Source organism: Dactylosporangium sp. CA-052675 (assembly GCF_050947935.1).
In the GTDB taxonomy this organism is placed as follows: Bacteria; Actinomycetota; Actinomycetes; order Mycobacteriales; family Micromonosporaceae; genus Dactylosporangium.
The window spans coordinates 8,749,813-8,762,121 of the sequence record NZ_CP192010.1 but is presented as its reverse complement, the minus strand read 5'-3'; the positions used below and the strand labels follow the sequence as shown (position 1 = coordinate 8,762,121).

At 73.8% G+C, this 12,309-nt stretch carries 13 protein-coding genes and 1 riboswitch; of the genes, 9 read left to right on the top strand and 4 right to left on the bottom strand.

The annotated features are described in order from the left end of the window. Positions 1-11: 11 nt before the first annotated feature. The gene (locus ACQP1P_RS39220; RefSeq protein WP_433090290.1) at positions 12-1,553 is read left to right on the top strand and encodes a DNA polymerase Y family protein; all 1,542 of its coding nucleotides are present in this window, start codon (positions 12-14) and stop codon (positions 1,551-1,553) included. After that, positions 1,553-4,918 carry an error-prone DNA polymerase gene (locus tag ACQP1P_RS39215; protein ID WP_433079099.1) on the top strand — a complete coding sequence of 1,122 codons (3,366 nt, stop codon included), beginning with the start codon at positions 1,553-1,555 and terminating at the stop codon, positions 4,916-4,918. The genes ACQP1P_RS39220 and ACQP1P_RS39215 overlap by 1 nt, the downstream gene beginning before the upstream one ends. 15 nt (positions 4,919-4,933) lie before the next feature. Here the strand turns inward: ACQP1P_RS39215 and ACQP1P_RS39210 are convergent, their stop codons facing one another. The 3 genes from ACQP1P_RS39210 to ACQP1P_RS39200 are packed head-to-tail and all read right to left on the bottom strand — an operon-like array spanning position 4,934 to position 6,546. Continuing rightward, positions 4,934-5,716 (bottom strand): hypothetical protein, encoded by a 783-nt coding sequence (locus tag ACQP1P_RS39210; protein WP_433079097.1) that lies wholly within the window; start codon positions 5,714-5,716, stop codon positions 4,934-4,936. Between the two features lie 19 nt (positions 5,717-5,735). Then, positions 5,736-6,191 (bottom strand): hypothetical protein, encoded by a 456-nt coding sequence (locus tag ACQP1P_RS39205; protein WP_433079095.1) that lies wholly within the window; start codon positions 6,189-6,191, stop codon positions 5,736-5,738. Continuing rightward, positions 6,184-6,546 carry a hypothetical protein gene (locus ACQP1P_RS39200; protein ID WP_433079093.1) on the bottom strand — a complete coding sequence of 121 codons (363 nt, stop codon included), beginning with the start codon at positions 6,544-6,546 and terminating at the stop codon, positions 6,184-6,186. Before ACQP1P_RS39200 ends, ACQP1P_RS39205 begins: the two co-directional genes overlap by 8 nt. 189 nt (positions 6,547-6,735) lie before the next feature. Here ACQP1P_RS39200 and ACQP1P_RS39195 point away from each other — a divergent pair, with 189 nt between their 5' ends. Beyond that, positions 6,736-7,164, top strand: coding sequence for a hypothetical protein (locus ACQP1P_RS39195; protein ID WP_433079091.1), 429 nt, complete (start codon positions 6,736-6,738; stop codon positions 7,162-7,164). 91 nt (positions 7,165-7,255) lie between these two features. Here ACQP1P_RS39195 and ACQP1P_RS39190 read toward each other — a convergent pair whose 3' ends face one another. Next, the gene (locus tag ACQP1P_RS39190; RefSeq protein ID WP_433079089.1) at positions 7,256-8,236 is read right to left on the bottom strand and encodes an aldo/keto reductase; all 981 of its coding nucleotides are present in this window, start codon (positions 8,234-8,236) and stop codon (positions 7,256-7,258) included. An 18-nt stretch (positions 8,237-8,254) separates the two neighbouring features. Between ACQP1P_RS39190 and thiE the strand changes: the two genes are divergently transcribed. The 6 genes from thiE (at position 8,255) to thiD (ending at position 12,293) form a co-directional block, all read left to right on the top strand. Continuing rightward, on the top strand, positions 8,255-8,863 hold the full coding sequence (gene thiE, locus ACQP1P_RS39185) for a thiamine phosphate synthase (RefSeq protein ID WP_433079087.1): 609 nt from the start codon (positions 8,255-8,257) through the stop codon (positions 8,861-8,863). Beyond that, positions 8,860-9,903, top strand: a complete 1,044-nt coding sequence (gene thiO, locus ACQP1P_RS39180; RefSeq protein WP_433079085.1) for a glycine oxidase ThiO — start codon at positions 8,860-8,862, stop codon at positions 9,901-9,903. Before thiE ends, thiO begins: the two co-directional genes overlap by 4 nt. Positions 9,904-9,928: 25 nt before the next feature. Beyond that, positions 9,929-10,039: riboswitch (TPP riboswitch) on the top strand. Continuing rightward, a complete protein-coding gene (gene thiS / locus ACQP1P_RS39175) occupies positions 10,039-10,242 on the top strand; it encodes a sulfur carrier protein ThiS (protein ID WP_433090288.1) in 204 nt (67 codons plus the stop codon). (Overlaps the previous riboswitch by 1 nt.) After that, positions 10,235-10,999, top strand: a complete 765-nt coding sequence (locus ACQP1P_RS39170; RefSeq protein ID WP_433079083.1) for a thiazole synthase — start codon at positions 10,235-10,237, stop codon at positions 10,997-10,999. Before thiS ends, ACQP1P_RS39170 begins: the two co-directional genes overlap by 8 nt. Next, positions 10,993-11,508 carry a thiamine phosphate synthase gene (locus ACQP1P_RS39165; RefSeq protein WP_433079081.1) on the top strand — a complete coding sequence of 172 codons (516 nt, stop codon included), beginning with the start codon at positions 10,993-10,995 and terminating at the stop codon, positions 11,506-11,508. The genes ACQP1P_RS39170 and ACQP1P_RS39165 overlap by 7 nt, the downstream gene beginning before the upstream one ends. Beyond that, positions 11,505-12,293 carry a bifunctional hydroxymethylpyrimidine kinase/phosphomethylpyrimidine kinase gene (gene thiD, locus ACQP1P_RS39160; RefSeq protein WP_433079079.1) on the top strand — a complete coding sequence of 263 codons (789 nt, stop codon included), beginning with the start codon at positions 11,505-11,507 and terminating at the stop codon, positions 12,291-12,293. The genes ACQP1P_RS39165 and thiD overlap by 4 nt, the downstream gene beginning before the upstream one ends. Positions 12,294-12,309: the final 16 nt, after the last annotated feature.

Below are 12,309 nucleotides of genomic sequence, written 5' to 3'. Positions count from 1 at the left end.
CCGTGCGGACGATGGTGATCTGGTGCCCCGACTGGCCGATCGTGGCGGCCGAGATCGTGGACGGCTACCCGGCCCAGGAGCCCGTCGCCGTCCTGCACGCGAACCGGGTGCTCGTCGCGTCCCCGGCCGCGCGGGAGGAGGGCGTGAAGCGCGGGCTGCGCAAGCGCGAGGCCCAGGGGCGCTGCCCCCACCTGATCGTGCTGGAGCACGACCCCGGCCGCGACATGGTCGCGTTCGAGCCCGTCCTCGCGGCCGTCGAGGGCATCGCGGCCGGGGTCGAGGCGCTGCGGCCGGGGGCGTGCGCGCTGGCCGCTCGCGGGCCCGCGCGGTACTACGGCGGCGAGGCGGCCTCGGCCGAGCGGATCGTCGAGCAGATCGCGCAGCAGTGCGGCGTCGAGGCGCAGGCCGGCATCGCCGAGGGCACGTTCGCGGCGGGGCTGGCCGCGCGGGCGGGGGTCCTGGTGCCGGACGGCGGGACCGCGGACTTCCTGGCGGGGCTGAGCATCGCGGCGATCGGGCGGCCCAACCTCGTCGACCTGCTCCGGCGGCTCGGCATCCACACGCTCGGGGAGTTCGCGGCGCTGCCGGGGGCCGACGTGCTGGACCGGTTCGGGTTCGACGCGGCGCTCGCGCACCGGCTGGCCGGCGGGCGCGACGAGCGGCCCCTCGCCCCGCGCCGCACGCCGCCCGATCTCGACGTGAGCGAGGCGTTCGACGAGCCGATCGAGCGCGTCGACGCGGCCGCGTTCGCCGCCCGGGGGCTCGCCGAGCGGCTGCACGACCGGCTCGCCTCGCACGGGCTGGCCTGCACCCGCCTGGCGATCGAGGCGACCACGGAGACCGGCGAGGAACTGGTGCGCACCTGGCGCCACGACGGCCTGCTGAGCGTGAACGCCGTCGCCGATCGCCTGCGCTGGCAGCTGGAGGGGTGGGTCCGGCGCGAACAGCTCGGACAAGCGAAGAGACCCGAGCGGAGCGGACACGAGAAACGAATCGCCAAAATCAGACTCGTCCCAGAAGGGATGGTCGAGCACCTCGGGCTGCAGCCCGGCCTCTGGGGCGAGGCCGGCGAGGAGCGCGACCGGGCGCACCGGGCGATGAGCCGCGTCCAGGGACTTCTCGGCCCCGACGCCGTGCTCACCGCCGTGCTCGACGGCGGCCGCGCCGACAAGAGCCGCATCCGCCTCGTGGCCTGGGGCGACGAGCGGGTCGCGCGGGGCACCGAGGCCCCGTGGCCGGGCCGCGTCCCGGGCCCGAGCCCCGCGACCGTCTACCCCGAGCCCATCCCCGCCGAGGTCCTCGACGAGCACCACCGGAGGGTCCAGGTGAGCGGCCGGCTGGACCTGAGCGGTCCGCCCAGGTACGCCGTGATCGCCGACGACCCGGCGGTCGAGATCAAGGCCTGGGCCGGCCCCTGGCCGATCGACGAGCGCTGGTGGGACGAGGAGGAGGCCACCAGGGCGGCCCGCTTCCAGCTCCAGCTGGAGGACGAGCGCGCCTATCTGGCGGTACTGCGGAACGGAGCCTGGTTCATGGAAGCGCTGTACGACTGATGGGCTTCACCAATCCCGACATCCCGTGGAAGCGGCTCGAACAGAGCATGAGCTGGGAGCCGCCCGGCCCGGACTACCACCCGGACGTGCTGGCGGCCGACGGTGGCGACGGCCCGGCATGGTCCCGCAAGCGCCCGGAGTACCAGAAACCAGACATCGACTACCGGGAATCGACCGTCCCGTACGCCGAGCTGCACTGCCACAGCAACTTCAGCTTCCTCGACGGCGCGAGCCACCCCGAGGACCTGGCCGAGACCGCCGCGCGCCTGGGGCTGGAGACGCTCGCGATCACCGACCACGACGGCTTCTACGGCGTCGTGCGCTTCGCCGAGGCCGCCCGGGCGCTCGGGCTGCGCACGGTGTTCGGCGCGGAGCTCTCCCTCGGCCTGCCCGGCCCGCAGAACGGCGAGCCCGACCCGCTCGGCCGGCACCTGCTGCTGCTCGCCCGGGGCCCCGAGGGCTACGCCCGGCTCTCCCGCGTGCTCAGCGAGGCGCACCTGCGCGGCGGCGAGAAGGGCCGCCCGGTGTACGACCTGGAGCAGACCGCCGCCGCCCTGCGCGACCACGTCGTGCTGCTCACCGGCTGCCGCAAGGGCCCGGTGCCCGCGGCCCTGCTCGAACACGGCCCGGACGCGGCCCGCAAGGAGCTCGACAGGCTCACCGCGCTCTTCGGCCCGGAGTCGGTGGTCGTCGAGCTGACCTCGCACGGCGACCCCCTGGACGACGAGCGCAACGACGCCCTGGCCGGCCTGCACCCCGGCCTCACGACCATCGCCACCAACAACGTCCACTACGCCCAGCCCCGGCAGCGCAGGCTCGCCACCGCGCTGGCCGCGGTCCGGGCCCGCCGCAGCCTCGACGAGATCGACGGCTGGCTCCCGGCCGCCGGCTCGGCCTACCTGCGCTCCGGCGAGGAGATGGCCCGCCGGTTCGCCGCTTTCCCGGATGCCGTACCGAACGCGGCGAGACTCGGCCGCGAGCTCGCCTTCGACCTGCAGCTGGTGGCCCCGAACCTGCCCGCCTACCCGGTGCCCCGGCCCGGCGTGAGCGAGATGGAGTGGCTGCGCCACCTCACGGCGCAGGGCGCGAAGGAGCGGTACCCCGGCAACCAGAAGGCCCACGAACAGCTCGAACACGAGCTGGCGCTGATCGAGGAGCTGGACTTTCCGGGGTACTTCCTGGTGGTCCACGACATCGTCACCTTCTGCCGCGACAACGGCATCTACTGCCAGGGCCGGGGCTCGGCGGCCAACTCCGCGGTCTGCTACGCACTCAAGATCACCAATGTCGACGCGGTGCGCTGGGGGCTGCTGTTCGAGCGCTTCCTGTCCCCGGAGCGCGACGGGCCGCCGGACATCGACATCGACATCGAGTCCGACCGGCGCGAGGAGGTCATCCAGCACGTCTACGGCAAGTACGGGCGCACCTTCACGGCCCAGGTCGCCAACGTCATCTCGTACCGCCCGAAGTCCGCCGTCCGCGACATGGCCAAGGCGTTCGGCCACTCGCCGGGCCAGCAGGACGCGTGGAGCAAGCAGGTCGAGCATTGGGGACATGTGAGCGCGAGGAGCGAGCCTGCGAGCACCGCGGGCGTGAACGCCGGAAAAACAGCGAGCGTCGACGAGGTGGAGGAGATTCCCAAGCCCGTCGTGGACTTCGCCAACGAGCTGCTGACCTTCCCGCGGCACCTCGGCATCCACTCCGGCGGCATGGTCATCTGCGACCGGCCCGTGATCGAGGTGTGCCCGGTCGAGCACGCCCGCATGGAGAACCGGACCGTCCTGCAGTGGGACAAGGACGACTGCGCGGCCGTCGGGCTGGTCAAGTTCGACCTGCTGGGCCTGGGCATGCTCTCGGCGCTGCGGTACGCCTTCGAGATGATCGACTCCGAGCTGGACATCGCGCACATGCCCCTGGACGACCCCGAGGTCTACGACATGCTCTGCCGCGCCGACTCCGTGGGCGTGTTCCAGGTGGAGAGCCGGGCCCAGATGGCGACCCTGCCGCGGCTCAAGCCCCGCGAGTTCTACGACCTGGTCGTCGAGGTCGCGCTGATCAGACCGGGTCCGATCCAGGGCGGCTCCGTGCACCCGTACATCCGCCGCAAGAACGGCCAGGAGGAGATCACCTATCCGCACGAGCTGCTCAGGCCCTCGCTGCAGAAGACCCTCGGCGTGCCGCTGTTCCAGGAGCAGCTCATGCAGATGGCCATCGACGTCGCCGGGTTCACCCCCGCCGAGTCCGACGAGCTGCGCCGGGCCATGGGCTCGAAGCGCTCGATCGAGCGGATGAGCGCGATCCGCGACCGGCTCTTCGCCGGCATGGCCCGCAACGGCATCACCGGCCCGCTGGCCGTGGAGCTGTTCGACAAGCTGGCCGCGTTCGCCAACTACGGCTTCCCGGAGAGCCACGCGATGAGCTTCGCCTACCTGGTCTACGCGAGCGCGTGGCTCAAGCGGTATCACCCGGCCGCGTTCTGCGCCGCGCTGCTCAACGCCCAGCCGATGGGCTTCTACTCGCCGCAGTCCCTGGTCGACGACGCCCGCCGGCACGGGGTGGAGGTGCGCCGGCCCGACATCAACGCGAGTGCCGCGGCGGCCACGCTGGAGGGGGAGCACCTGGACGAGATCCCGGACGCCCCGCGCGACTGGGGCCGCGGCGGCCCCGCCGTCCGGCTCGGCTTCAAGTCCGTGCGCACGCTGGGCGACGCGGTGGCCGAGCGCATCGCGGCGGTCCGGGCGGAGGGCGGCCCCTACACCTCGCTGACCGACGTCGCGCGGCGGGCCGGCCTGTCGGCGGTACAGCTGGAGGCACTGGCGACCGCGGACGCCTTCGCGAGCCTCGGGCTCACCCGGCGCGAGGCGCTGTGGGCGGCCGGCGCCGCGGCCCGCGAGACGGCGAACCGGCTGCCCGGCACGGTCGGCGGCCAGCACGCCCCGATGTTGCCCGGGATGGACGCGGTCGAGCGGATGGTCGCCGACGTGTGGGCGACCGGCCTGGCCCCGGACGCGCACCCGGCCCAGTTCGCCCGCCCCTACCTCGACACCATCGGCGCCGTCCCGGTCGAGGCCCTGCACGGGGTCTCGGCCGGGCGCCGGGTGTCGGTCGGCGGGATCGTCACCCACCGCCAGCGCCCGGCCACGGCGGGCGGGGTCACGTTCATCAACCTCGAGGACGAGACCGGGATGCTGAACGTGACCTGCACGCCGGGGCTTTGGCAGCGGTACCGCAAGGTCGCGCGAACGGCGAACGCGATGGTGATCCGCGGGGTGCTCGAGAAGGCCGAGGGCGTGCTCAACCTGCGGGCCGATCACCTGGCGGTGCTGAGCCTGCCGATCCGCTCCGCGAGCCGCGACTTCCGCTGAGGCCTGCGGGGCCGCTCACCCGGTCGCGAGCCGGTCCCAGTCGGCCGCGAACTTCATCGGGTCGGACGGGTCCGCCTTGATCGGGATCACGCCCCCGGGCTGCATCACCGAGACGCGATCGAGCGGCACCGCGAACACGGCCGGCCCGGCGACCGGGGCCCGCCCCTCGACGGTGATGTGCAGCTGGGTGGAGTACACCGGCCGCCCCTGCTCGTCCAGGCTGCCCGCGAACTCGGCGGCGAGCACCCGGATGGTGCCGGGGAGCCCCGTGGCGAGGATCTTCTCCTTCGTGAACGCGGACGCGGCAGGGGGCACAGGGGGCGTCGGGGCGGTCGGGCCGGCGGCGAAGGACCACTCGATCACGACCCTGGCCGGGTCCAGCGGGTCGACGAGGACCGTGAGCGGGCGGCCGGTGCCGAGCATGCCGGCCGCGATGAGCGGCACGTACTCCTTGACCGTCGTGTCGTAGGTCCCGTGCCCGGGCGCGGTGATGCGCAGCTGGAGGGCGACCTGCGGCTGCTCGTTCATGTAGACCCCGGTCTGGCGGGCGCCGAGCACCTGCGCGGTGCCGCGCACCCCGCGCTCGCGCACCTCCTGCGCCTCCCGGAACCGCCGGTGCAGGCGCGTGCCGACCAGGATCAGGATCACGGCGGTGGCCGCGAGCCCGCCCCCGACCAGCATGAACGAGGTGCGCACCTCCGGCACGAAGTTCCCGACCGAGAAGAAGACGGCGCCGAGCACGAACTCGAATGCACCGACCAGGTACATGATGACGGCCGGCCCGCGGGAAGTGGTCATGCCGCGAATCGTGGGACAGTCAGCCCTTCGCCGCTGTCGTCTCCGCGACGGGTTGGTGTCGCTTCGTGCGCCACAGCCAGAAGAGTCCGATGAACGGCAGGACCAGGGGGACGTACCCGTACCCCTGCCCGTAGTCCGACCAGACCGTCGCGTCCGGGAACGCCTTGCCGTCCACGAGGCTCGCGGTGCCCACGGCGAGCACCCCGAGCAGCTCGAACCCGACCGCGAACCAGGCGACCCGGCGCGAGGTGGCGCTGGAGCGGGCCAGGGCGACGGTGGCCACGATGTAGACGAGCGCGGCGAGCGCGGACAGCGAGTAGGCCAGCGGGGCCTCGGAGAACTTGGTGCCGATCTGCACGCCGGCCCGGGCGCTCGCCGACAGCGCGAAGACGCCGTAGACGAACACGAGCACGCGCCCGAAGCCCCGGTTCAGGGGCTTGCCGGCCGGACCGGTGGATGTGGGTGTGTCAGCCATTCCAGATCTGTCCGAGTCGCAGGATGAGCACGGGCACGATGACCGCCGCCGCGCCGATGAGCAATGATCCCCAGCGGGTCGGCTCCATGCGGGCCAGCACGATGCCGGCCGGGGGGAGCAGGACCGCGGTGAGCAGGTATCCGATGAGCGTGACCAGGTCCCCGCCGTGCGGCTCGCCGCCGCCCGCCAGCCGGACCACGAGCGCGACGACCTGCACGAGCACCAGCGCCTCGACCAGCCAGAGGCCCGCGAACAGCGGCCGGGAGGGCTCGCGCTGGCGGAAGAACTCCACGAACGCCCAGACGGCGAGCGCGAGCGAGAGCGCGTAGGTGGCGACTGCCAGCGGCCCGATCACGGCCGAAGCGTATCGGGCCGCGCCGGATGCCTGGGCCGGAGGTCTCGGCCGGAGGTAGGACACGCCTCGCTCCGCGAGCATGGTTCACTTCTGTCGGCTACCCGCCACTGGCACATTTCCGGGATTGTTCCGCGCCACCGTGGCCGTACCGTTCATCGCAGCGAAACACGACGACCAAGGGGAACGACAATGAGCGACTTCGACGCCGGCGACACCGGTCACGGCGACGTGGACTACGGCCACTACGAGGCCGGTCAGGAGCAGGGCTCGCTGGACCAGATGCACCACGCCGCGGGCTCGGAGGCCGACTACAACAACCAGTTCGGCGTGTACGAGCAGGACCACCACAGCGCGGAGTCGACGGACTTCGCGCAGGGTCACCACGTCGAGTACGACGCGCCGGCGGCCGTGCACTACGAGTCGGACGACTACACGAACTTCTCGCACGACGCGACCTCGGACGACCACGTGTTCGCGGCCGAGGGCAGCGAGAACGCCCACCAGGCCAACTTCAGCGAGCTCGACCAGCTGGAGAACAGCTTCGGCAAGTCGTTCGTCGACGGCACCGAGTTCCACTCGGCGGGTGGCGAGGGCCAGTTCGGCGTCGCGGGCAACTAGTCTCGCCCCGCGCCCCGCAGCACCACGCAGCAGCTTCACGAGTGCCCGGCCGGCTCGCCCCGGCCGGGCACTCGTGCGTCCGGCGGGTTCCTCAGGCGTGGCCGAGGACGCGGTGGGGGACGTACGGGGACTCGAGGCGTTCGACCTCCCGCTCGTCCAGCGTCAGCTCCGTCGCCGCGATGGCGTCCTCCAGGTGGTGCAGCTTCGTCGCGCCGACGATCGGGGCCGTCACCGCGGGCTTCGACAGCAGCCAGGCCAGGGCCGTCTGGGCCGGGGAGACGCCGCGCTCGGCGGCCAGGGCGGCGTTGGCGTCCACGACGTTGAAGTCGTCCTCGGTGTACAGCTGGTCGCCGTAGGGGTCGTTGTTCGCCCGGGTCGTGCGCCGCTCGCCGCCGCGGCCCCGGTTGCCGGCCAGCAGACCGCGGGCCAGCGGGCTCCAGGGGATCACGCCGACGCCCTGGTCCGCGCAGAGCGGGAGCATCTCGCGCTCCTCCTCGCGGTAGACCAGGTTGTAATGGTTCTGCATCGACACGAACGGGGTCCAGCCGTTCTCGCGGGCGAGGTACTGGGCCTTGGAGAACTGCCAGGCGTACATGCTGGACGCCCCGATGTAGCGGGCCTTGCCGGCCCGGACGACGTCGTGCAGGGCCCGCATCGTCTCCTCGATCGGGGTGGCCGGGTCCCAGCGGTGGATCTGGTACAGGTCGACGTGGTCGGTGCCGAGGCGGCGCAGCGAGTCGTCGATGCCCGCGAGGATGTGCTTGCGGGACAGGCCGCCGTCGTTGGGGGCGTCGCTCATCCGGCCGTGGACCTTCGTGGCCAGGACGTAGTCGTCGCGGCGCCGGAAGTACTTCGCCAGCAGCCGGCCCGTGATCACCTCGCTGGCGCCGAGGGAGTAGACGTCGGCGGTGTCGAAGAACGTGATTCCGGCCTCGGCCGCGCGGCGCACGAACGGGTCGGCACCCTCCTCGTCCAGGGCCCAGGGGCGCTGGGCCGGGTCGCCGTAGCTCATCATGCCGAGACAGATTTCCGAGACCTGCAGGCCGGTCCGGCCGAGTCGCACTTGCTGCATGTCTGAAAAACTATCGCGGTGCCCACCCTCGGACGACTGCATCTCGTGACCGACACCCGGCCCGGCCGCAACCCGCTCGAGGTCGTCGCGGCGGCCCTGCGCGCGGGCTTCGACACGGTGCAGGTGCGCCCCGAGGACGCCCTCACCGATCGCGAGGCCTTCGAGCTGACCGTGCGCGTGCTGGCCATGTGCCGCGAGCTGGGCCGGACGTGCCTGGTCAACGACCGGCTGCACCTCGCGCTCGCGGCCGGCGCCGACGGCGGGCACGTCGGCGCCGACGACCTGCCGGTGGCCGCCGCCCGGCGCATCCTCGGCCCGCACGCGATCCTCGGCGCGACCGCCCGCGACCCGCACACGGCGCGCCGGGCGGTCGCCGACGGGGCCTCCTACCTCGGCGTCGGGCCCGCGTTCGCGACCACCACGAAGACCGGGCTGCCCGACGCGATCGGCCCGGCCGGGGTGCGCGCGGTGGCCGAGGCGGTGCCCGTGCCGGTGGTGGCGATCGGCGGGGTGACCGCGGCCCGGGCCGGCGAGCTGTTCGCGGCCGGGGCGCACGCCGTCGCCGTGGTGGGTGCGATCAGCGGCGCGGCGGACCCGTACGCGGCGGCATTGGAGTTCTCGGCATGAGCGTGAGCATCGGCATCGTGGGCGGCGGGATCATCGGGCTCAGCGTCGCCTTCGAGCTCGTCGAGCGGGGGGCCGCGGACATCACGGTGTACGACGCCGACCCCGGGCGAGGCGCGGGGCTGGTCGCGGCCGGGATGCTCGCGCCCACGGCCGAGGCCGTCTTCGGCGAGGAGGACCTGCAGGCGCTGATGCTCGAGTCGATGCGCCGCTGGCCCTCGTTCGCCGAGCGGGTCGAGGCCCGGACCGGACTGCCGATCTCGTACCGCACCGACGGCACCCTCCTCGTCGCGCTCACCGCCGACGACCAGGCCGAGATCGACCGGCTCATCGGCTTCTACCGCCGCGCCGGCACCGCGATCGAGCCGCTGACCGGCCGCGAGCTGCGCGAGCGCGAGCCGCTGCTGGCCCCGCGGGTCCGCGGCGGCGCCCTCGCCCCCGGCGATCACCAGGTCGACCCCCGGCTCCTGCTGCGGGCCCTGCGCACCCTGCCGGTGCGGTTCGAGGCGCGGGACGTCGCCGACCCGTCCACGCTGCGGGACGATGTGATCATCGTCGCGGCCGGTACCGCCTCGGCCGCGCTGACCGGGCTGCCGGTGCGCCCGGTCAAGGGCCAGCTGCTGCGGCTGCGGGGCGCCGAGCCGCTGCTGCGGCACGTCGTGCGGGGCGTGGCCCGGGGCCGGGACGTGTACCTCGTGCCGCGCCGCGACGGCGAGCTGGTCGTCGGCGCCACCGAGGAGGAGCGTGGGGCCGACACCACGGTCACCGCCGGCGGCGTGCTGGACCTGCTGCACCCGGCGGCCGACCTGCTGCCCGGGGTCGCCGAGCTCGTCCTGGCCGAGACCCTCGCCGGCCTGCGCCCGGGCACGCCCGACAACGCCCCGGTCATCGACCGGCTCGAATCCGGGGTGATCGTCGCCACCGGTCACCACCGCAACGGGGTGCTGCTGGCCCCGGCGACCGCCGCCGCCGTCGCCGAGCTGGCGCTGCTCGGCGCGACCGGGGTCGACGTGCGGGCCTTCGGGGCCGGGCGCTTTACCTGACGGCTCCGGCGGCGTTATCGTCGGACACGTACCCCACGGGAGTCCGGTGCGACCGGGCTGAGAGGGGGGCTGTGAGCCCCCGACCGTAGAACCTGATCCGGGTCATGCCGGCGCAGGGAGGCAGGAGTGAGTTCCATGCAGCTCGTGGTCAACGCCGTCGCATCGACCGTCGACGAGGGCATCACCGTCGCCGACGTGGTGAAGACCCTCGCCGGAGAGGATCCGCGCGGGATCGCCGTCGCCCTCAACGGTGACGTGGTGCCCCGGTCGCGCTGGGCGCAGACCCGCCCGGCCGAGGGCGACCAGGTCGAGGTGCTGACGGCGGTGCAGGGTGGCTGACGCCCTCGTGCTGGACGGCGTGGAGCTGCCGTCCCGGCTCATCCTGGGCACCGGCGGGGCGACCAGCCACGCGGCCCTCGAGGCGGCCATCCGGGCCAGCGGGACCGCGCTCGTCACCGTCGCCCTGCGCCGGCTCGACCCGGCCGCGCCCTCGCTGCTCGACGTCGTCGAGCGCTGCGGGGTGCGCGTGCTGCCCAACACGGCCGGCTGCTACACGGCGACCGAGGCGGTCAAGCTCGCCCACCTCGCCCGCGAGGCCTTCGGCACCGCCTGGGTGAAACTCGAGGTGATCGGCGACGAGGAGACCCTGCTGCCCGACGGGGTCGAGCTGGTCGACGCGGCCGCGCGGCTCGTCGCGGACGGGTTCACCGTCCTGCCGTACACCAGCGACGACCCCGTCCTCGCCCAGCGCCTCGCCGACGTGGGCTGCGCGGCCGTCATGCCGCTCGGCGCCCCCATCGGCTCCGGCCTGGGCATCCGCAACCCGCACAACATCGCGCTGATCCGGCGGCTCGTCACCGTCCCGGTCATCCTCGACGCCGGGATCGGCACCGCCTCCGACGCGGCCCTCGCGATGGAGCTGGGCTGCGACGGCGTGCTGCTCGCCTCCGCCGTCACCCGGGCCGAGCACCCGGCGCGCATGGCCGAGGCGATGCGCCTCGCGGTGCGGGCCGGGCGGCTGGCCCACCTGGCCGGGCGCATTCCCCGGCGCCTGCACGCGACCGCATCCAGCCCGACCGGAGGTATGCCGTGGTAGAGCCCGGCCTCATCGTCTTCACCGACCGCCGGCAGGCCGAGCGCCCGCTGGACGAGGTGATCGCGGGCGCCGTCGACGGCGGGGCCCGGGTGGTGGTCCTGCGCGAGCACGACCTCCCGCCGCGGCGCCGGCTCAAGCTCGCGGCCACCCTGCGCAGCCTCCTCGACCAGGTCGGCGGCCGGCTGCTGCTGGAGGAGGACGGGGCGCTGCGCAAGTGCCACGGGCTCGAGGAGCTGGTCGCGGCCGGGGACGACAACGTCGACTACGTGACCCTCTCGCCGATCTTCGCCACGCGCAGCAAGCCCGGCTACGGCCCGCCGCTCGGCCTGGCCGCCCTGGGCCGCATGGCGATGGCCGCGCCCGTGCCGGTCTTCGCGCTCGGCGGCGTCGACACCCCCGGCCGCGTCCGCGACTGCCTCGACGAGGGCGCCGCCGGGGTGGCCGTGATGGGTGTCGTCATGCGCGCCGAGGACCCGGCCCGCCTGGTCAAGGAGCTGCTGGCCGCATGAACCCGCCCGTGGCGCTCACCATCGCCGGCTCCGACTCCGGGGGCGGGGCCGGCATCCAGGCCGACCTCAAGACCTTCGCCGCGCACGAGGTCTTCGGCACCAGCGTCATCACCGCGCTCACCGCGCAGAACACGGCGGGCGTGCGGGCCATCTCCGCCGTCGACCCGGGCTTCGTCGAGGCCCAGATCGAGGCCGTCCTGGACGACCTGCCCGTCGCCGGGGTGAAGACCGGCATGCTGGCCTCCCCGGACACCGTCGCGCTCGTGGCCCGGTTCGCCCCGCGGCTGCCGAACCTGGTCGTCGACCCGGTGCTCGTGGCCTCCTCCGGCGACCGGCTCTTCACCGCCGACGCCGAGCGCGCGTACCTCGACCTGCTCTTCCCGCACGCCGCCGTGGTCACGCCGAACCTGCGCGAGGCCTCCGTGCTGCTCGGCCGCGAGGTGCTCGACGCCGAGGACGCCGCCAAGGCCGCCGGGGACCTGGCCGCCTTCGGGCCCCGGTGCGTCGTGGTCAAGGGCGGCCACCTGCGGGGGAGCGCCGAGGCCGTCGACGCGGTCTGGTACGACGGCCAGACCTCGCTGCTGAGCGCCCCCTGGATCGACACGACCAACAACCACGGCACCGGCTGCACCTTCGCCGCCGCGACCGCCGCCCGGCTCGCGGCCGGCGACGAGCTGCCGGTCGCCCTCGCGCGCGCCAAGTCCTACGTCCACTCGGCCCTCACCCGCTCGGCGTCCTGGACCCTGGGCGCCGGCCACGGCCCGCTGGCCTGGGGCCCCTTCTAGGCATCACCGCTTTCCC

Excerpts from the sequence above, each read along its gene's own strand:
- ACQP1P_RS39205 (WP_433079095.1), bottom strand. The coding sequence starts at position 6,191 with ATGGCTGACACACCCACATCCACCGGTCCGGCCGGCAAGCCCCTGAAC.
- thiO (WP_433079085.1), top strand. The coding sequence starts at position 8,860 with ATGAGCGTGAGCATCGGCATCGTGGGCGGCGGGATCATCGGGCTCAGC.
- thiS (WP_433090288.1), top strand. The coding sequence starts at position 10,039 with ATGCAGCTCGTGGTCAACGCCGTCGCATCGACCGTCGACGAGGGCATC.
- thiD (WP_433079079.1), top strand. The coding sequence starts at position 11,505 with ATGAACCCGCCCGTGGCGCTCACCATCGCCGGCTCCGACTCCGGGGGC.
- ACQP1P_RS39190 (WP_433079089.1), bottom strand. The coding sequence starts at position 8,236 with ATGCAGCAAGTGCGACTCGGCCGGACCGGCCTGCAGGTCTCGGAAATC.
- ACQP1P_RS39210 (WP_433079097.1), bottom strand. The coding sequence starts at position 5,716 with ATGACCACTTCCCGCGGGCCGGCCGTCATCATGTACCTGGTCGGTGCA.
- ACQP1P_RS39215 (WP_433079099.1), top strand. The coding sequence starts at position 1,553 with ATGGGCTTCACCAATCCCGACATCCCGTGGAAGCGGCTCGAACAGAGC.
- ACQP1P_RS39220 (WP_433090290.1), top strand. The coding sequence starts at position 12 with ATGGTGATCTGGTGCCCCGACTGGCCGATCGTGGCGGCCGAGATCGTG.
- ACQP1P_RS39195 (WP_433079091.1), top strand. The coding sequence starts at position 6,736 with ATGAGCGACTTCGACGCCGGCGACACCGGTCACGGCGACGTGGACTAC.